This window comes from Asticcacaulis sp. P4_H10 (assembly GCF_056400965.1).
The window spans coordinates 18,530-38,008 of the sequence record NZ_JBFUKH010000003.1; the positions used below are offsets into that span (position 1 = coordinate 18,530).

Sequence of the window (19,479 nt, forward strand, 5' to 3'; positions counted from 1 at the left end):
GCAGATGGTCCTCCTCCCCACATTGTGGGGAGGAGAAAAGACCTTACGACAGCACCACGATGACGACGCGGCGGTTGGCGGCGCGGCCGGTAGAATTACTGTTGCTGGCGACTGGCTGTTCGGAACCATACGAGATCGACGCCATGCGGTTCAGCGCCACGCCCTGGCTGTTGAGGAAGCGGCGGACGCTGTCGGCCCGTTCGGCGCCCAGGCGGTAATTGACGGCATCGGTGCCGGTCGAGTCCGTATAGCCCTGGATTTCGAGATAGACGTTGCGGTTGTCGTTCTTGAGGCGGGTGGCCAGCTCGGCCAGCGTTGCCTTGCCCTGTTCGGACAGGGTGGCCTTTTCGGTGTCGAACTTGATGCTGTCATCGCTGAGCACAACCGAATAGACGAACTTGCCTTCGGCCAGCTTGCCGGCGGCGGTGGCGCGATTGAGCGCTTCCTGCGTTGTCTGGTCGAGCTGGGTCAGATGCTGGTCGTGCTGATCGACGCGGCCGTTCACGACACCGACCTTTTCATCGACATATTTGTGGCTGGCGCAAGCCGAAACCGTGAGCATCAGGGGAAGCGCGAGCAGCAGAGCACCGGTTTTAAACGTTTTCATCGAGAGCCTTTTCAACAAGGAGTCGCCCATTACCTAGCCTTGTTGATTCACTGTAATCGGCAAATAAGGTCCGAAAAATGGCGCTTTGCGCCGCGAAGCGGCCGGTTTCGGCGCACAAAAGTGGCAAATACATAAATTTCTGATGTCGTTTTACGGAAGCGCGATCCTCAGGCATCTAATAGATCAGGAGCATGTCTATGGAATCGGCGCCGGACCATATTATCCGCTGGGTGGGAGCAAACATCCTGCCGCACGAAGCGGATCTGCGCGTCTGGTTGCGGCGCGCACGGCTGGGGCGTGAGGACGTCGAGGACATTGTTCAGGAAGCCTATTGCAAGGTCGCGGAGCTGAGCAGCGTCGATCATATCCTGTCGCCGCGCGCCTATTTCTTCACGGTCGCCAAGAATATCGCCTTCATGCGCATCCGCCGCGCCCGCATCGTCCGCATCGATACGGTGGACGAGATCGACCGCCTCGATGTCATGAGCGACGCGCCGTCGCCGGAACGCGAAACCGCGGCCCGCTACGAACTGGCGCGCGTCATGCGGCTGATCGCAGCCTTGCCGTCGCGGTGCCGCCAGGTGTTCGAGATGCGCAAGGTCCAGGGGCTGCCGCAGAAGGAAATCGCACGGGTGCTGGGCCTGAGCGAAACCACAGTTGAAAATGAAGCCGCGAAAGGTCTGCGGCTGATCATGCGGTCCATGGCCTCCGAAGATCAGGGGCACAGGTCGCAAAAGGAGTTGAAGCGTGACGCCGCCCGAAACCAGTGAAGAGATAGAGGTGGCCGCCAGCCTTTGGGCTGTCCGGGATCGCCCCTTGAGCGCCGAGGACGAGGCGCGTCTGCGCGACTGGCTGGCCGGCGATCCACGCCGGCGCGGGGCGCTGTTGCGCGCCCAGGCAGGGTGGTCATCGCTGTCGCGCGCCAAGGCGCTTGGCCCGTCGCGGAGCTGGCAAGGTATCCAACTGAGCACCCTGTCGCGCCGCAAGGTTCTGACCGGCGGCGGCATAGCGGCCGGACTGATGGCGGCGTCTGCGGCAGGGATGTTCGTCGCCCTGCGTGGCGAAGAGACCGCGACCCGGACCGGCGAAATCCGCCGCCTGCCGATGAGTGACGGCTCGATCGCGGCCATCAACACCCAAAGCGCCATCCGCGTCGCCATGACCGAGACCCAGCGCAATGTCGAACTGGTCAAGGGCGAGGTCTGGTTCAAGGTCGCCAAGAACCCTGAGCGGCCATTTGTGGTGGCGGCGGGCGATGCACGCGTCCAGGCTGTCGGCACGGCTTTTTCGGTTCGCCGCCGCGACGATGGCGCCGAAGTCCTGGTCACCGAAGGCACGGTCAAGGCGTGGCTCAATGGCGCTGACCGCCCGGCCGTCATCCTCAAGGCCGGTGACCGGACCTTTATCGGTGCGTCGGAACCTGCCGTCGATCACGCGCCTGACGTCATCGACAACGCACTGGCGTGGCGTGAAGGCAAGATCGCCCTGGCCGGCAAGACCCTGGCAGACGTGGCCTCCGATTATAACCGCTATAACCGGACGCAGATCGTCATCAAGGATGCGAGCTTAAGTGGCGAACGCCTGTTCGGGCGTTTCAGCACGGATGATCCGGAAGGCTTTTCGAACGCCGTGGCGCAGGCTTTCAATGCGGAAGTGACGCGCACGGACACGACAATCTACATCGGTGTCAAAAAAATTAACGATGTGTCTACGGAAGCCGCGACCTCGGGCATCCAACACTAAGAGAGGCGAATAACGCCCTCAATAATAAGGCGCCCAAAAAGGCGCCAGCACAAACAGGAGGAACTTCATGACGAACGCACGCATGCTTTCCGGACATCTTTTGTTGGCAGGAACCACCCTGCTGATGGTCTCCGCCATGCCGACCTTTGCGCAAGCTCAGGTCAAGACGTTCAATGTCCCGGCCCAGGCTGCCCAGAAGGGCATCCAGCAGTTCGCCGACCAGGCCGACCTGCAACTGGTCGCGCCCGAAAAGCTGGTCGCGGGCCAGCGCACCTCGGCGGTGCAGGGCACCATGCCGGTGCGCGAAGGCTTGTCACGCCTGCTGAACGGCACCAATATGACACCGGTCACCCAGTCGAACGGCGTCGTCGTCCTGGCCTCCGTGCAAGGTGCGCAGGCCGCTCAGATCATCCCGACCAGCGCGGCCCTGCCGACCGGTGACACCGCTGCCGCCGCACCCGTCGAGTCCGAAGAGGTCGTCGTAAAGGGCATTCGCGGCTCGCTCAACAAGGCGCGTTCCATCAAGCGCAAGGCCGCCAACACGATCGAAAGCATCGTCGCTGAAGACATCGGCAAGATGCCGGACCTCAACCTGGCCGAATCCATCCAGCGCGTGCCGGGCGTCGCCATGACGCGCGAAGGCGGGGAGGGGCGCAACATCACCCTGCGCGGCTTCGGGCCCGACTTTACCCGCACCACTTTGAACGGCATGGAGGTTCCGGCCAGTTCCGACGGTCTCGACACCGGCGGCGTGACGCTGAATGCCGGGCGCGCCTTCGACTTCCACCTGTTTGCATCCGAACTGTTCAACCGCATCGACATCGAAAAGACGCAGAAGGCCTCGACCGAGGAGGGCGGCATCGCCGGTACGGTCGGTCTCTATTCGGCGCGTCCGTTCGACTTTCGCGATGACTTTACGCTGACGGCCTCGGCCCAGGCCAATTACAATTCGCTGACCGAAAAGGCCGATCCGCGTTTCGCCTTTCTTGTCAGCAAGAAGTTCATGGACGGCAAGCTGGGGGCTTTGTTCTCGGCGGCGGTGTCCAACCGGACCGTCCATCAGGAAGGCTATTCCAGCGTGCGCTGGACGTCGCCCTTTGCCAATGGCGACTCGTGGGCCGACACCAACCCGACCGTCACCGGCACGCCGTCGAATGCGTGCGGCGCCACCGATCCGCTCGATTGCCTGTGGGCGCCGCGCCTGCCGCGCGCCGACTTCTTCGGCAACGACCAGAAGCGCGTCGGCCTGACGGGATCCTTCCAGTACAAGCCTTCGGACAATGCGGTCATTACGCTCGACCTGCTGCATTCGGAGCTGACCAATGACCGCTTCAGCTATAACTCCATGGAGTGGCTGCTGACCCACGGCACGGCCGGCAACTATACCGGCCAGACGCCGGTGTCATTCACGGTCGGCGCCGATGGCAAGACGCTTGTGGCCGCAAGCTTCAACGACGTGACGTCGTGGTACGAAAGCCGCCATCAGGAGTCGAAGTCGGCCTTCGACCAGGTTGTGCTGTCGGGCAAGTTCCAGGTCACTGACCGCCTGGCGCTTGACGCCATGATCGGCCAGGCGACGGACGACGCCGACCGTACGGAACTGCGCTTCTATTACCGCTCGGTGCCGCATGCCTATGCGTATGACTACCGCGGCAACGCATATGTTCCGGAGGTCTCTTTCGGCAGCTATGATCCGAATGTCGCCGCCAATTACGTCAATGCGCTGACGGCGGCCAACCGCATCAATAACGTCAAGAAGGAGAATCTGACGTCGAAGTTCGACGCCGTTTATGAGGCTGACGGCTTCGATATCCGCGCCGGTCTGAACTATAACGACCGCACGGTGCAGTATTCCGAAGGCCAGGGCGCGGCCCCCAGCTTCAATCCGTCGGCCTATACGATGGCCTTCCCGATCGATAATTTCGGCAAGGGACTGGATGGCACCCTGCAAAAGTTCCGCGTTGCCGATTTCGACGCGATCGCGGCTGCCGGCATAGTGACGCCGGGCTATACCAACACTCCCGGCGCCGGCTGGAAGGTCGGGGAAGAGACGATCGGTGCCTATGCTGAAATGAATGGCGAATACGACATTGTCGGCATGCGCCTGAGGACTAATACCGGCCTGCGCTTCGTCCGCACCAATGTGACGTCGGCGGCGGTGATTTCAGGCACACCGGTCGAAACGAAGGTGTCGTACGACAACTACCTGCCGTCGATCAACCTGGCACTCGATGTCCGTTCCGACCTGGTCGTGCGCGCCGCCTATGGCCGCAGCATGACGCGCCCGGGCCTCTCGACACTGAATATCGCCGGGCCGGTGTTTGGCTATACGACACGGACGGTCGGTAATGTCGGCAATCCGGAACTGAAGCCGTACGAGTCGAACGACGTCGATCTGAGCGTTGAATGGTATTTCGGCAAGGAAGGCCTGCTGTCGCTTGCGGTGTTCAACAAGGACATCGTCCGGTCGCTGAAGACCGATGTCGTCACCAAGATGATCGACCCGTCCTTCTGGCCGGCCATCTATGCCGACCCGCAATACGATGTGTCGTACAATTCCGACCCGTCGAAAGTGCCCTATACCTTTACCATCCCGGTCAATAGCGACGACGGCAACAGCGTCAAGGGCTTCGAGCTGACCTATAACCAGCCGCTGACCTTCCTGCCGGGCCTGTGGTCGAACCTGGGTGTCGCGTCGAACTACACGCACGTCGAAGCGAAGGACTCGACCGGACTGTCGCCCAACTCGTACAACTTCACGCTCTACTATGACACGGAGCAACTGGGCGCGCGGGTGTCGGTCAACAAGCGCGACGACTACCTCATCAGTGAGCCCGGCGGCAACGGCCACATCCAGGAGCGCAAGTACGGCCCGACCCACGTCGACTTCGCGTCCTTCTACAAGATCAACGACAACCTGACTCTGACGCTGGAAGGGATCAACATCACCGATGAAGTCGAGCGCATCTACGGCACCGGCGATACGGGGATGATGGACCTGACCCGCGAATACACCCATACCGGCAGCCAGTGGGTTGTGGGTGTCAGGTACAGGTACTAGGCTGAAAGAATACGAAGGCGCACGTTCTTCACCTCTCCCCTTTTAAGGGGAGAGGACGAGAGCCGAGCGAGGCGAAGGCGATCGGGTGAGGGGTCTTTTGACGCCCCGAGCGCGCTGAACTGCCAGTTACCCCTCACCCCAACCCTCTCCCCTCAGGTGGGGAGAGGGGGTTTTAAGCGGGGAGAGGGGATTACGTTGGGAGCACGGACTTAATGTATAAGCTCATTTTGACAGCCGCCTTGATGTTGGCCGCAGGCCCTACCTTCGCCGCCGACCTGCGCCAGATCGACGACGGCTACACCATCTCCCAGCGCTTCGACGGCTATAAGGACAAATACCCCGGCATTGCATGGCCCGCAGTCGAACCGCAAACCGGCCAGAAAATCCTCTTCGACCAGCGCTACAAGAAGGACGCGGAGCGCGAACTGCACGCCGATGTCTTCCTGCCGGCAAAGCCCAACGGCCAGGGGATTGTCCTCGTCCACGGCGGCGGCTGGCGCTCCGGTGACAAGTCGCACTTCTACGCCTTAGCCAACCGCCTGACCCAGCGCGGTTACACCGTCATCCTGCCGGAATTCCGTTTGTCGGCTGAAGGCGCCTATCCAAAAGGCCTGATCGACGTCAACGACGCCATCGCGTGGGCCAAGGGCCACGCCAAAGACTTCGGCATCGGCAAACTGGCGCTCGGTGGCGCGTCGTCGGGCGGACAGATGGCGGTACTGCTGGCCTATACGGCCGACACCGGCCTGTTCAAGCAACCCGGAAGCGACACAAGCGTCAATGCCGTGATCGACCTCGACGGCGTGCTCGATTTCACCGACCCCGAGGCATTGAAATTCGAAAATGCCAAGGGCGACGCCTCGGCGGCCGGGCTGTGGCTGGGCGGATCCTTCGAAAAAGCCGGCGACACCTGGCATGAAGCCAGCGCTGCCAGCCACGTCAGCGCGAAATCCCCGCCGACCCTGGTCATCTCCAGCGGCCTGATGCGCTTTACGGTCGGGCGCAAGAAGGTCGAAGCCGCGCTCGATCGCTTCGGCATCGCCCATGACTATCTCGAATTTGCTAATGCGCCGCACGATGTTTGGCTGTTCGATCCCTGGCAGACGCAGATCGTCGACAAGATGGACAGCTTTCTTAAGGCCGTAAAATGAAGCTTTATCTCCTTGCCCTGCTGGCCATGACCGGCTGCGCGTCGTTGCCGGACTCAGGCACGCACTACGCCGTCAAAAGCGACTGTGGGGGCCAGACCCGTTGCTTCGCCACCATCCAGCAGGCCGTCAACGCCGCAGGTAAAGATATGTCGGGTCAATGGCTCACCATCGATGTCGCGGCAGGCAACTACTATGAAAAGGTCACAGTCACCCGCCCCAAACTGACCTTGCGCGGCCAGGGCGCGGCAAGGACGCGGCTGCATTTCGATGCCGTGGCACAGACCGCCGGCAAGTACCATCGCAATAACTGGGGCACGCCCGGTTCAGCCACTCTGACCATCGATGCCGAAGACGTCACGGTCGAAGGGCTGACGGTTGAAAACACCTTCGACTATTTGGCCAACGACGCACTGCCTGATGGCGACCCGAAGAAGATCGGCAACAGCCAGGGCGTAACGCTTTTGCTCGATATCCACAGCGACCGCGTCAAGGTGCTGAAGTCCGTGCTGGCCGGCAATCAGGACACCCTGTTTGCCAACTGCAAGCGCGTCTTCATCGCCGACAGCACCATTTCGGGCAATATCGACTTCATCTTCGGCAACGGCCAGGTGCTGATCGAAGACAGCGAAATCATCACGCGCAATCGCGCTGCCCCTTTGGCGCCCGGCGAGTTCCATTCGTTTATCACCGCACCGTCGACGCAGCTCTCGCAGCCGGTCGGTATCGTCATCTATCGCTCAAAGCTGACGCGCGAGGCGGGCGTGCCCGATGCTTCGGTGGCGCTGGGGCGGCCGTGGCACCCGACGACGACCTTTGCCGATGGCCGCTACGCCGATCCGAACGCCGTGGGGCAGGTGAGCTTCATCGACTGTTTCATGGATAAACACATCCATCCCGACCACTGGACGACGATGAACGGCACGGCGCGCGATGGCACCAAGACCGCCGTCTTCAAGCCGCAGGACTCGCGGTTCTATGAGGCAGCCTCGTCCGGGCCGGGCGCACGTCACAACGATATCGGCATCGCCTGGGCCGGCGGTACGGGTATCGACGCCGTGCGCAAAACCTTCTTCGCCGGTTGGCGCTGATCTGACACTCCCTAAGCGCCTCCGCTCCCCGTGGATGAGCTCGCAACTGGACTGCCTGGGTTCGCCCGGGCAGTCCTTTTTTTCGATATGTCGAAAAGTAGCGGTTTCCTTGCGCGCCGGTCCCGGAAGGCGCGCAAGCACCTCGGTGGGCGAGACCTATCGCCGACTGGAACCCCAACCGCCACTGCGGGCTTTCTGCTCGGCATCGGCATCGAAGACATCGCCGTTGATGCGCGCTTCGACGGCCTGGGTAATCAGAGAAGACGAGGCCTGGGAGAACTCAGGCCTTTTCTCTGCGCGGGCCGCGACATCGATGCGCCAGTCTGCACCATCGCGGCAGGCCAGGCCTTCATTGGCGCTTGTCGTAAAGGTCCGGCAGACTGCGCCTGCGCCATCGTGGAAGGTCATACCGATATGCGGGCCTGTGCTTGTATCAGCGGCCAATTGCGTGTTCAGCGCCTGCTTGAGGGCGCCGCGCGCAACCAGCCCGCTTGATCCCGTGGTAAAGTCGCCGCGCGGCGCGGTAACGGCAAAGGTCAGCAGAACACCTGCGGCCAGGCACGCCGCCATGGCCGCGATCTGGGTAATGAGCGGACGGGTAAGGCGCAAGCGGCGTACCCCTCCGTCAGCGCCGCGCGCGGCGCTGCCTCCTCCCCACGATGTAGGGAGGAGGGAGGGATCGGCGGCTCGAAGCAGGGCTTCGGGCACTGGCTCATCGGCAATCGGCCCGAACGCCGCGGCCAGCTGCGCCCGCAAAGACCGGTGCGCGGCGATGTCAGCGGCCACGACGGGATCGGCCTTAGCGGCGGCTTCGACCTCAGCACGATCTGCGTCATCCAGTTCGCCATCGACATAGGCGACAATCTGCTCCTGACTGATCATGCGCGGCCTCCGAGTCTGGCCATAAGCGTCTCGCGGCCGCGCGTTAGCCGGCTCGACAGGGTGCCCACCGGCACATCCAGCACTTCGGACGCCTCCGTGTAGGACAGGCCTTCGACGCAGATCAGCGCGATGGCCAGCCTCTGGTCTTCGGGTAGTTCAAGCATGGCGGCCTCCACTTCTGCCAGTTGGCGGCGCTGATCCATGGCGCCGGCCGCGTCATCGCCCACGTGGTCGCCGTCCTCGGCCGGGGCGAATATCCGGTCGCGGCGCTGGCGGGAGCGGACCTCGTCGATCCAGGCATTCTTCACCACCTTGAACAGCCAGCTGTCGAGCCGGGTGCCCGGCTGGTACTGTGAAAGATTGCGCAGGCTGCGCTCGATGGCGATCTGCACCACATCGTCGGCGTCGCTGACATTGCCGGTCAAGGCACGCGCGAACCGCCGCAGGCGCGGCAGCAGCGCGACGATCTCAGAGCGGGTGTCATTGACGCCTATGATCTGGCTCCCTGTGGGTTCAACGCAGCCTAGGGTGATTTTTCTCCGTACGCCCGAAATTTTTTTGCAGCAAGATCGCGGCTTCAGGCGTTACACTGGCAAGGAATGGAGATTTCCATGCGCGTTGCCCTGATCTTATTGCCCTTGTTCGCCGCCACATCTGCCTCAGCGCAGCTTCTTGGCGGCGGCTTGCCGTCGCCCTCGCTGCCGGTCGTACGCAATCTGCCGGGTACGGTGGACCGGACGCTGGACGGTGTGACTGATACGACGCGAGGCGTGTTGGACGGCGCGATCCTGCCGCGCGCCCAGCAGGTCCAGGACCTGTTACGCCGCCACCGTGACGTGCTGGAACTCGATCCTGATGGCGACCTGATCGTCCGCAACCAGGTTGTGGCCTATGCGCCGACAGCTGAAGCCCTGGCGGCAGCGGAAAAAGCCGGGTTCACAGTCAGCGGCGAACAGGTGCTGGAAGGGCTCGACACGCGCATGGTGGTGTTGACTGCGCCGCGCGGGATGTCGACGAAGAAGGCCTTGCAGGCGCTGCAGAAGCTCGATGCCGACGGCACCTACGATTTCAATGACATCTATCTAGGCTCGCAATCTGGGAGTGGCGGGGGCGATCAGCCCTCAGGCGCAGGCGGCGGCCGGGTCGGACTGATCGATGGCGGTGTCGATTCCAGTCATCCGGCTTTTCGCGGTGCGAAGGTGATCCAGAAGGGCTTTGCCGGGACGGCGGCCCCAAGCCCGCACGGCACGGCGACGGGATCGCTGCTGGTCGGGCGCTCGGACGGCTTTGCGGGCGCCGCCCCAGGCGCGGAGCTGATCGTCGCCGACGTCTATTGCAATCAGCCTACGGGCGGCTCGACCTCGGCCATCATCCAGGCGCTCGACTGGCTGTCGAAGGAACGCGTGGGCGTTATCAATATCAGCCTGACCGGGCCGTCGAACGCGCCTTTGAAGGCGGCGGTCGGCGCGATGGTCAAACGCGGCCACCTGATTGTCGCCGCCGTCGGCAATGAAGGACCGGCGGCGAAACCGCTCTATCCGGCGTCATTCGATGGCGTTATCGGCGTCACCGGCGTCGATCGCCGCAACAAGGTGCTGCTGGAGGCGGGCAGGGGCGCGCAGGTCGATCTGTCGGCGCCGGGTTCGGACATTGCGGCCGCCGCTCCCGGTGGCGGTTTTGCCGGCGTGCGCGGGACGTCGTTCGCGGCACCAATCGCCGCAGGGCTGCTGGCCAAGAGCTTTGGCAGTCCCGATCCGGCGCGCGCCGCCTCCGTAACGGCGGACTTGGCGGCGCACGCAATCGACCTCGGAGCCAAGGGACGCGACACGATTTACGGTGCGGGACTGGTCGGTGGCGATATTCGTCCGGACATCAAGTTGTTGAAAAAGAAGAAGTAATAATTTTTCTTCAAAAAATTTCGCCCAGCATGGAGAAAACTCCGGTGGCCAGGCGTTGATCCTGATGTGGAGCCGGTGAGAGACGGCCAGAACAACAGGAGATACGAAGATGAACCTCAAGACACTCTTTACGACGGCTGCTGTGGCTTCGCTGATGGCCGTTTCGGCGCATGCCCAACTGTTGGGCGGTTCCGGTGGACTCGGTGGCGGTTTGACTGGCGGTCTCGGCGGCGGTGCAGGCAGCCTCGGTGGCTCGATCGCTGGCCAGGGCAATGTCGGCGGCGACGTTACCGGCACGGTCGATCGCACCACCCGCGAAGCCCGCCAGCACGCTGACCGCGCCAAGGACACGGTACGCGACACCGCCCGCAAGGCCCAGCAACCGGTCAGTGCCGGTGGCCAGGCCGGTGCCAATGGCGGTCTGACGGGCGGCCTGCTGGGGCAGGACGTCGCCGGCAACGCGGCAGGGAATGCCGCCGGGAATGCCACGCTCGACAGCTCGGGCACGACGGGTGCGCTGAAATCCACCGCTGCCAATGTAGGCAATACGGCCGGTCAGGCGCGTGGCGTGCTTGACGCAACGGGTTCGGATGCGCGCGGCATCGCCGGTGCTGCCAAGGGCGTCGAGGCGGCGGGCGATCTTTCGGGCAATGGCTCGGCTTCGGTCGACAAGGGGCTTAGTGGCTCCGGCCAGGGCAGCGGCAATCTGGGCGTGACGGGTACGGAAAACGTGGTGGGTTCGGCGAAGGGCGCAGCGCGCAACGCCGCCGGCCGCGCTCGTGGCCTGGCCGACAGCGCCCGCAACAGTGTTTCCGTCCCGACTTCACCCGTGACGGCGACTGCGTCGGGCTCGGCCAGCGGCAATGCCCAAGGCAATGCCAAGGCCGGCAAGACGAACTAACTTGATGCGCATCTTATCGAAACCGCTTTGTCCGTTTCGGGATGCACTCAGGACCACTAAAACCCAACTCAAGCGCCGGCGGACGCCCCATCCGCCGGCGTATTTTTATGCAAGCCCTTTGAGGACTGCCGCGAGTGTTTCGCGGTCAGGTCCTGATATCGGCAGGATCGGGCGAGGCGGTGCGGCATTCGTGAGGCCAAGCTGATTTGCGATGGCGTAAACCACCCGCAATCCACCGTGTTTGCGGAACAGCATCCACAAAGGCTCCAGCGCCGTATTCAGCCGGCGCGCTTCGGCCGGATCGGTCTTGGCGGCGGCGATATTCAGGCACAGCTCCGGCAAAATCCCGCCGAGGACGCTGAACCAGGTATCCGCGCCTGCAATCATCGCTTCGGCGCAGAACCAGTCGCCGCTATAACCAATGGAAAAGTCCCTGGGCAGGCTGGCGCGCTGCGCGGCCAGGTGCGGCGCGATCGCATCGCTGCCAGGGTTCTTGATGGCGATGATCCCCGGCACCGCCGCGAGCCGCGCGATCAGTTCCGGCGAAAAGCGAAAATGGCTGGCGGCCGGGTTGTCATAGATAACGATGGGCAGTTGGCTGTCGCGCGCCACCGTCGCAAAGTGTTCGAACACTTCATCTTCGGTCAAAGGCGCATAGGAGACGGCCGCCAGCAAACCGGCTTTTGCGCCCGCTGCCTTCGCGTCCCTGGCATAGCCGACGACGTTGTCGGTCCTGAGCGCGCCGATGCCAACCACGACCGGTGTACTGCCCGCCGCGTCCAGGCCGATATCGAGTACGCGCCTGCGTTTCTGCGGCGTCAGGTACATGTAGGTGCCAGTACTCCCGAGCAGGCCGATCGAATGCACCTTCGCCGTCGTCAGCCGGGCGATGATGCGGCGCAGATCCCTCTCGATGACCTGGCCGTCGGGCGTACAGGGCGTAATGGGAAAGGCGGACAGGCCATTGGGAACGATCATTGAACGCCTCACGTCAGTACGTCCGGGGCAAAGTTGCTGACACGCAGTGGCACGCATTGGGTTTTTATGCCAGCCTGGTCTATCCCGCCGAAACCCTACAGAGGCGCGATATGTCGAAAAGTGCCCAGCGGCTTTCGACTAAAATATCGCGACAAAGCAAAACCACAGGAGCGCCGCCATGAACCCCATGAACAAGAACACGATCTGCCTGTGGTACGATCATGATGCCGAAGAGGCTGCCAACTTCTATGCGCAGACCTTTCCGGACAGCCAGGTCACGTCTGTGTATCGCGCCCCGGCCGATTTTCCGGGGGGCAAGGCCGGCCAGGTGCTGACGGTCGACTTCACAGTTTGCGGCATACCGTGTTTCGGGCTTAATGGCGGCGACACCTTCCACCACAGCGAAGCCTTTTCCTTCATGATCTCCACCGAAGACCAGGAAGAGACCGACCGCTACTGGAACGCTATCGTCGGCAATGGCGGCAGGGAAAGCGCCTGCGGCTGGTGCAAGGACAAATGGGGCCTGTCGTGGCAGATCACGCCGCGCGTCCTGACCGAAGCGATGGCCCAGGGCGGCGACGTCGCCAAGCGTGCCTTCGAGGCCATGATGACGATGCACAAGATCGACGTCGCAAAGATCGAAGCCGCCGTAAAAGGCTGAGTTACCTGACGGTCAGCCGGTATTCCGGAATCAGCTTCACGCTATCGATGCGCGCCACCTGGCCGTCCTCGAAGCGCGGCTTGACCGAAGCATCGAAATAGACGGGCGAATCCTCGCGCAGCGGCATGACCTGCACCGTCAATGGCGTGTCTAGCTTCTGCGCATAGCGCTTCAGGCCGACGCGCCAGACGCGGCCGTCGTAATAGGTGTCGTCGAGCATCTGCGGGCCCGAAAACAGCCGCGCCACGTCGCCTTCGTAGGCGATGTCCATGTAGACGTCGGCCACACCCTCGAGCGCGTTTTTCGGCACGTCGATCGTCCAGCCCGCCGATGCCCCGAATCTTTCCGGCGCGGGGATCAGCGGTGTATTGCGCGGACCCGTCAGGTTCAGTTTTGGCGCCTTGCCGGCCGGGCGTAACACGTTGAGCTTCGCCTGCAGGCTGACGGCAGGCGCTGAGGCAGTCAGGGTCTGGAAGATGCCATTCATTTTGGCTGCGCCAAGCTTCAGGTTAGCCTCGGGCATGGTGAGTTTAGGATAGATGGAGAGGGTGAAATCCGGCCGGGTCTGGCGCAGTTCGATGCCGCCGTCCTTGCCTGAAAACACGTCCGCGTCGCTGATGACCAGATGCTTGCGACTCTGAATATCGAAGACGCTCAAATGCTCGGCTTGCGCCATGCTGATCAAAAGGATGCGCGCGGTCTTGCCGGACGCATCGGTGACAGTGGCGATCTGGCCGGGGTGCGGCGTGATGCTAACCTTGCCATCTACGGCTTTACGCGTCGCGCCCTTCACCGATTTGACGTCATCGAAAACGAATACCGGTGCGATCCTGGCCGTCGTGGCAAAGACGTAGAGCGCGCCCTGGCCGTCATCGATCGTCGTCACCGGTTGCGCGGTCGCGTAGGCCAGGGACACACCCGACAGGTCCATGCGTACCGGCCAGATGAAGGCGTCGCCTTGGGCCACCGTGACCGCCGGGAAGGTGACTTTTTCCGTCCCCAACTGCACCTGGAACCGCGTGTCCGAATGGGCGGGCGTTTCATATTGGCGAACGTGGTTGTTAACGAAGACAAAGCCCGACTTGCCGTCGCCACGAAACGCCCAGCGCAGGGTCTTGAGATCCTTGGCGTCGGCCGGTTGGACGGCAGGGGCATAGACCGCCATCGGCGCCAGGCGATCACCGAACCCGTCGACAAAGCTGTGCAGCGGCTTGAGCTTGTTCAGCACCGGCTGGGCGTAGCCGTATTGCCCGAGCGGCGCCTGGAAATCGTAGCCGAACTTCGGCACGTCGTTATAGCCGCCGATCGCCATGCTTTCGTCGCGCGACGGCTGGCCGGCCGGGTTTTGGCCGCCCTGGAACATGTAGTAGCCGAGCAGGTTGACACCCGAACCGATCTTGGTGATCACCATGTCGGAAATGTCTTCGGGCTGTATCAGCGGCCGGCGGCGGTACATGGGCGGGACGCCGCTGCCATATTCGGCGCCGAAGAAGGGCGTGATGTCTGTGTCGCGCGCGCCGTCGTCCTGGGTCGAGGTCCGGCCTTGCGCGCCCAGCCCCTGTTCGTTGCGGACGCCGAACTGGAAGAGATAGCTGGTCTTGGGCGGCAGGATTTTGTCGGACGCCGACCACGGCTCATCGACGTAGGAGCCGAAGACAGGGATGACCTCGCCGCGCGGGAAGACGGCATTGTCCCAGCCCGTCGCCGAATAGAGCGGCACGTCGAAGCCGGTCGCAATCGCCATCTCTTTCAGTCTGGCGATGTGATCGCGGCCTTGCATTGGGCCCGTGCGGTTATATTCGTTCTCGAGCTGGAAGCCGATGACCGGGCCGCCATCCTTCCACAACAGCCCGCGCGCCTGGGCGAAGACCTGTTTGTAAAAGGCGTCGACATAAGCCAGATAGACCGGGTCGTTGCTGCGGGTCGGTGTGCTGTCGACCACCCAGTCGGGGATGCCGCCGAACCGGACCTCGGCGTGGGCCCACGGGCCGGGGCGCAGATAGACCTTGAGACCGTGCTTGTGCGCCAGCTGGATAAAGCGCCTGAGGTCGCGGTCGCCGCTCCAGTCGAACTGGCCGGGGTGTTCTTCATGGTGCTGCCAGATGACGTAGGTGGCGACGACGGTGACGCCGGCGGCCTTCATCTTGAGCAGCTGTTCTTCCCAGTAGGCATTGGGAAAGCGCGTATAGTGGAACTCGCCCATGATCGGCATGACGGGCTTGCCGTCGATGGTCAGGTACTGGTCATTGGCCAGCAGCGTGCCGTTTGGCCCATTGGCCGTGCCCATTTTCAGCAGGCCGTCGCGCGGCGCAGGCGGGGCCTTGCTGGCGTCGAGCGTGACGGTGCCGGACAGTGCGGGACAGGCGAGGGCGATCGCCAGCACCGAGGCCGAAAAACGGAAAGAGTGAACCATGTGGCTATCCCTGCGTGGCCCTGTTGTCCGGGCTTTTCGGCAGTTATCGGAGGGGCAGCGGCACAGGTCAAGTCAATTGTATGACATTTTCGGGCAGGCTTTGGTCGTCGATCATCGATAAAACCAAAACTGCATGTCTCCTCAGCGCAATCAATTGACAGACTAATCGAAATGCCTCTAAATGGTAGCGCTAACAAAAAAGCCCAAAAAGAGAATTGGGATCAGGGAGAAGGTATTGGCGAGCTTTCGTAATGGAACGAAAGCGTGGGCACAGATGCGCCACGCCGTCTGTTCCAGTTACGAATACTGCTGAGCGTTTTTGCGGCCTTCCGGGAGGGCAGCTTCGCGACGCACAACTGCAGGCTTACGACACAAAACACCATCAATCGGTGACCGAAAGCCGGCAGCGTTCCGCCGTTTACGACCGCATCAAGGATTGACGTTTAACAAGGACAATAGGAGCAGGATATGAGGACGATTTCAAAGCTGGCCCTGGCGCTACTCGCCTGGCAGCTTGGGGGCGCCGGCCTGGCATGGGGCGCCGAATCCCGGGACGCGCCACCCGTCGACACACGCGGCATGACACCCTTTTTCGAACCGGCAACGGCCGGCCCCAAGGCTGTGGACGATCAGGGCTTCCTGCAGCGCTGGCTGCTTCTGGAACCGATCACCAAGCCCAATACCAGCAATACCGGCTTTACCGGCACCTATGTGCGCGATGCGCTGGCACTCAAGACCTTTCCCGGCGGCGTGGCAGCGAAGCCCAAGGCGGGCAGCACGGTCAAGGTCGGCGCCGAGATGCTGCAATGGCATGCGCTTGACGCCAAGCTGTTCGACGTCAAGCTGTTCTATTTTGCCCAAGGCCTGAAAAAGCCGGTCTATGGCGTGATTTTCTGGGCAGAGACCATCGTCGACAGCCCGCGCGAGATGAAAAACGTCCGCCTGGCTGCCGGTTCGAACTCGGCCTCGATGTGGTGGGTGAATGGCGAGGAGGCCGCGGGCCTGTTCGGTGACCGCCGCATGGTGATGGACGACGTAGTGTCCGCGCCGATTACCCTGCGCAAAGGGCGCAATGTCATCCGTGGCGCTGTCATCAACGGCCCGGGGCTGAGCGATTTCTGCGTTCGCTTCATCGACGAAAACGGTCAGCCGGTCCGCGATATCACGACCCGCCTGGATTAAACCGGAAGGCCGCCCAGGTGGTCTTCGATCCTCACGAGTTCAGAATGCAGGCCTGTCCGGCGGCGTAGCCCGCCGAGGTCCTGCTTATAAATAACAGGAGACGCTCAATGAAACCAACAGCCCGGGCGGTGGCCGCCCTCACTGTCCTGTCATGCCTGACATCCCTGCCGGCTTCTGCGCAGCTTGCCGGCGCGCCCTTTATCCACGATCCAGCAACGATTACAGCTTCGGACGGCAAGTATTACACCTACGGCACCGGTACCGGCAGCCTGGTGTCCGAGGACGGCTGGACGTGGCAAGCCGGCGCCGAACGGCCCGGCCGCGGCCTGGCGCCCGACACCATCAAGATTGGCGATTGGTACTATGTGGCCTATGCCGCTGGCGGCGGGGGGATGAACGGCGGTCACGCCGGTGCGATCAAGATGTTGCGGACGAAGTCGCTCGATCCAAAGTCGCCGGCTTACGGCTTCGAGGAGGTTGGCACCGTCGCGACCAGCGATGGCGTCGAAGCCACCGACGCCATCGACCCTGCCTTTCTCTATACCGACGGCCGGCTGTGGCTGAGCTACGGCACCTATTTCGGCTATATCCAGCTCGTCGAACTGGATCCGAAGACCGGGCAGAGAATTCCAGGCAATGAGCCAGTCGCGATCGCCATCGACTTGGAAGCGACCGCGATGATGCACCGCGACGGGTGGTATTATCTGCTGGGGACACAAGGCACCTGCTGCGATGGACCCAACTCGTCCTACAATATCCGGGTCGGCCGGTCGAAAAGCGTTCAGGGGCCTTACCTGGACAATATGGGCATGCCACTGCTTCGCGGCGGCGGCAAGCTGGTCTCGAACGGCCGTGGGCGGCAATATGGACCGGGACATTTTGGCCTGATCGAACTGGGTGACGGCGTCGAGAAATTCTCAATGCACTTTGAGGCCGATCTCGACCGCAGCGGCCGCAGCGTACTGGCCATCGCGCCCCTGCTGTGGAAGGACGGCTGGCCGATCGAGGGCGAGAATATCAAGGCCGGCACCTATGAGATCGAATCTGAGCGCAGCGGCTTCGCCTTGCAACTGGCCACCGACTTCGTGCGAATGGACTTCGATCGCCGGGGCAGCTTCATGGCCAAGTCCACCGATCCGGTCGCTCCCATCCCCAACCAGACCCTGGCGCAGGACTCGGCGGCTTGGCCGGCGGGCCGTGTCGATGTCGATCTGGGCGCCTACATGATCCGCGCCCATCAGCAGTGGACGGTCACGCCTGTGCCGGAGGCGGGCGGTTTCATGGGAACGCCGTATTACAAGATCGTCCTGGCCGGTACCGAACGCACCCTGGCTGCAGCGGCAAATGGCAAGGTCGAGGCTGTGCCCGCCTTTACCGGCGCGCCGGAGCAGTTGTGGATGATCGATCAGCTGACCGACGGCACCTACCGCATCATCCCTAGGGCAGCGCCGGGCGCAAACGCGCCTGTGGCGCTGGTGGCTATCGGCGCCAGCACGCCCGCCCTAGTCAAGTTCGATCCGAAAAGCGACACCGGGCGCTGGCGTTTCCGGACACCCTGATCCCATTCAGGCCTGGGGCGTTGGACATGCTGAGCCAACGCCTGAAGGCGCTGGGCGGCGTCGCCCTGACGGCGCCTGTCCCTAAGGCCGACACACTGAAAATGTAAGGATTGATAGCGCTACCATTTTAACTTGCGCACGCGTAAAAGACGTGATTACCTGAAGAACTTAACGAGAATGTCCCGCCCTTCGTGGCGAGGCGCCAGCCCCAGGAATGCCAAATGCCGAAACACACACTCGCCTGCGCCGTGGCCTTGAGCCTTGTCGCCGCTATTGCCCCTCTGTCTGTCTCCGCCGAGACCAAGGACAAGGCGCCGGTCGCACCCAACGGACGCCAATACCTGTCGCAGCCTCTTGTCAAGGAGATCTACACCGCTGACCCGTCGGCGCACGTCTTCAATGGCAAGATCTACGTCTATCCCAGCCATGACATCCCGACCGAAATCCCCGACGATGACCTGGGCAGCCAGTACGCCATGCGCGACTACCGCGTCCTGTCGATGGACAAGGTCGGCGGGCCGGTGACCATCGGTCCCGTCGCCCTGGACGTCAAGGACGTGCCGTGGGCCAGCAAGCAGATGTGGGCGCCCGACGCCGCCTACAAGAACGGCACCTATTATCTCTATTTCCCGGCCCGCGATCCGCAGAACGTCTTCCGCATCGGCGTTGCGACGTCGAAGTCGCCGACCGGCCCGTTCAAGGCCGAGCCGCAGCCAATCAAGGGCGCGTACAGCATCGATCCGGCCGTTTTCAGCGATGACGACGGTGAAAGCTACATGTACTTCGGCGGCATCTGGGGCGGCCAGCTGCAGCGCTGGGCGACGGGAAGCTTCGATCCAAACGGCTCCGACACCGACCTGAAAAAGGATGACCAGCCGGCCCTCAGTGCCAAGGTCGCCAAGATGTCCGCCGATATGAAGGCATTCGCTGAAGCGCCGCGTGACGTGGTAATCGTCGATGACGCCGGCAAGCCGATCCTGGCCGGCGACCATGACCGCCGCTTCTTCGAGGCGTCGTGGATGTTCAAGCGCGATGGCAAGTACTACTTCACCTATTCGACCGGCGACACGCACTTCCTCGCCTACGCCATCGGCAACACCCCCTATGGCCCATTCACCTACAAGGGACATATCCTGCTCCCGGTTCAGGGCTGGACGACCCACCATTCGATCGTCAAGGCCGACGACAAGTGGTGGCTGTTCTATGCCGACACCCAACTGTCGGACAAGAACCACCTGCGCAGCGTCAAGGTGACCCCGTTGACCTTCAATCCTGACGGCACAATCAAGCAAATCGACCCGTTTACCAACTAAACCGCTGGCGTTCGCGCGACGGCCTGAGGGCTGTCGCGCAGC

16 protein-coding genes are annotated in these 19,479 nt (G+C 62.6%); 11 read left to right on the forward strand and 5 right to left on the reverse strand.

From position 1 onward, the window contains the following. Positions 1 to 43: 43 nt before the first annotated feature. Positions 44 to 607 carry an OmpA family protein gene (locus AC1DON_RS06455; protein WP_476933946.1) on the reverse strand — a complete coding sequence of 188 codons (564 nt, stop codon included), beginning with the start codon at positions 605 to 607 and terminating at the stop codon, positions 44 to 46. A 197-nt stretch (positions 608 to 804) separates the two neighbouring features. On the opposite strand from AC1DON_RS06455, the gene AC1DON_RS06460 reads away from it, so the two are divergent. The 5 genes from AC1DON_RS06460 (at position 805) to AC1DON_RS06480 (ending at position 7,650) form a co-directional block, all read left to right on the forward strand. Then, positions 805 to 1,377 carry an RNA polymerase sigma factor gene (locus tag AC1DON_RS06460; RefSeq protein WP_476933947.1) on the forward strand — a complete coding sequence of 191 codons (573 nt, stop codon included), beginning with the start codon at positions 805 to 807 and terminating at the stop codon, positions 1,375 to 1,377. Further along, positions 1,355 to 2,350 carry a FecR family protein gene (locus tag AC1DON_RS06465; protein ID WP_476933948.1) on the forward strand — a complete coding sequence of 332 codons (996 nt, stop codon included), beginning with the start codon at positions 1,355 to 1,357 and terminating at the stop codon, positions 2,348 to 2,350. The genes AC1DON_RS06460 and AC1DON_RS06465 overlap by 23 nt, the downstream gene beginning before the upstream one ends. Positions 2,351 to 2,417: 67 nt before the next feature. Continuing rightward, positions 2,418 to 5,411 (forward strand): TonB-dependent receptor, encoded by a 2,994-nt coding sequence (locus tag AC1DON_RS06470; protein WP_476933949.1) that lies wholly within the window; start codon positions 2,418 to 2,420, stop codon positions 5,409 to 5,411. A 212-nt stretch (positions 5,412 to 5,623) separates the two neighbouring features. Next, positions 5,624 to 6,562, forward strand: coding sequence for an alpha/beta hydrolase (locus tag AC1DON_RS06475; RefSeq protein WP_476933950.1), 939 nt, complete (start codon positions 5,624 to 5,626; stop codon positions 6,560 to 6,562). Then, on the forward strand, positions 6,559 to 7,650 hold the full coding sequence (locus AC1DON_RS06480) for a pectinesterase family protein (RefSeq protein ID WP_476933951.1): 1,092 nt from the start codon (positions 6,559 to 6,561) through the stop codon (positions 7,648 to 7,650). The genes AC1DON_RS06475 and AC1DON_RS06480 overlap by 4 nt, the downstream gene beginning before the upstream one ends. Before the next feature lie 156 nt (positions 7,651 to 7,806). Here AC1DON_RS06480 and AC1DON_RS06485 read toward each other — a convergent pair whose 3' ends face one another. Further along, the gene (locus AC1DON_RS06485) at positions 7,807 to 8,532 is read right to left on the reverse strand and encodes an anti-sigma factor family protein (protein WP_476933952.1); all 726 of its coding nucleotides are present in this window, start codon (positions 8,530 to 8,532) and stop codon (positions 7,807 to 7,809) included. Next, positions 8,529 to 9,065, reverse strand: a complete 537-nt coding sequence (locus AC1DON_RS06490) for an RNA polymerase sigma factor (protein WP_476934293.1) — start codon at positions 9,063 to 9,065, stop codon at positions 8,529 to 8,531. Before AC1DON_RS06490 ends, AC1DON_RS06485 begins: the two co-directional genes overlap by 4 nt. 78 nt (positions 9,066 to 9,143) lie before the next feature. Here AC1DON_RS06490 and AC1DON_RS06495 point away from each other — a divergent pair, with 78 nt between their 5' ends. Next, entirely contained in the window at positions 9,144 to 10,430 is a 1,287-nt protein-coding gene (locus AC1DON_RS06495; protein ID WP_476933953.1) for a S8 family serine peptidase, read from the forward strand. Positions 10,431 to 10,539: 109 nt separating this feature from the next. Next, entirely contained in the window at positions 10,540 to 11,331 is a 792-nt protein-coding gene (locus tag AC1DON_RS06500) for a hypothetical protein (RefSeq protein ID WP_476933954.1), read from the forward strand. 105 nt (positions 11,332 to 11,436) lie between these two features. Here the strand turns inward: AC1DON_RS06500 and AC1DON_RS06505 are convergent, their stop codons facing one another. Further along, complete coding sequence (locus tag AC1DON_RS06505) at positions 11,437 to 12,309, reverse strand: dihydrodipicolinate synthase family protein (RefSeq protein WP_476933955.1); 873 nt, start codon at positions 12,307 to 12,309, stop codon at positions 11,437 to 11,439. 178 nt (positions 12,310 to 12,487) lie between these two features. On the opposite strand from AC1DON_RS06505, the gene AC1DON_RS06510 reads away from it, so the two are divergent. After that, positions 12,488 to 12,970: a VOC family protein gene (locus AC1DON_RS06510; protein WP_476933956.1), complete on the forward strand. Its 483-nt coding sequence runs from the start codon at positions 12,488 to 12,490 to the stop codon at positions 12,968 to 12,970. 1 nt (position 12,971) lies between these two features. Here the strand turns inward: AC1DON_RS06510 and AC1DON_RS06515 are convergent, their stop codons facing one another. Beyond that, complete coding sequence (locus tag AC1DON_RS06515) at positions 12,972 to 15,383, reverse strand: beta-galactosidase (RefSeq protein WP_476933957.1); 2,412 nt, start codon at positions 15,381 to 15,383, stop codon at positions 12,972 to 12,974. A gap of 468 nt (positions 15,384 to 15,851) precedes the next feature. Here AC1DON_RS06515 and AC1DON_RS06520 point away from each other — a divergent pair, with 468 nt between their 5' ends. From AC1DON_RS06520 to AC1DON_RS06530, 3 genes are all read left to right on the forward strand, one after another. After that, entirely contained in the window at positions 15,852 to 16,565 is a 714-nt protein-coding gene (locus tag AC1DON_RS06520) for an acetylxylan esterase (protein WP_476933958.1), read from the forward strand. 107 nt (positions 16,566 to 16,672) lie between these two features. Beyond that, positions 16,673 to 18,124 (forward strand): family 43 glycosylhydrolase, encoded by a 1,452-nt coding sequence (locus AC1DON_RS06525; RefSeq protein ID WP_476933959.1) that lies wholly within the window; start codon positions 16,673 to 16,675, stop codon positions 18,122 to 18,124. A gap of 221 nt (positions 18,125 to 18,345) precedes the next feature. After that, positions 18,346 to 19,437, forward strand: coding sequence for a glycoside hydrolase family 43 protein (locus AC1DON_RS06530; protein WP_476933960.1), 1,092 nt, complete (start codon positions 18,346 to 18,348; stop codon positions 19,435 to 19,437). Positions 19,438 to 19,479 lie beyond the last annotated feature (42 nt).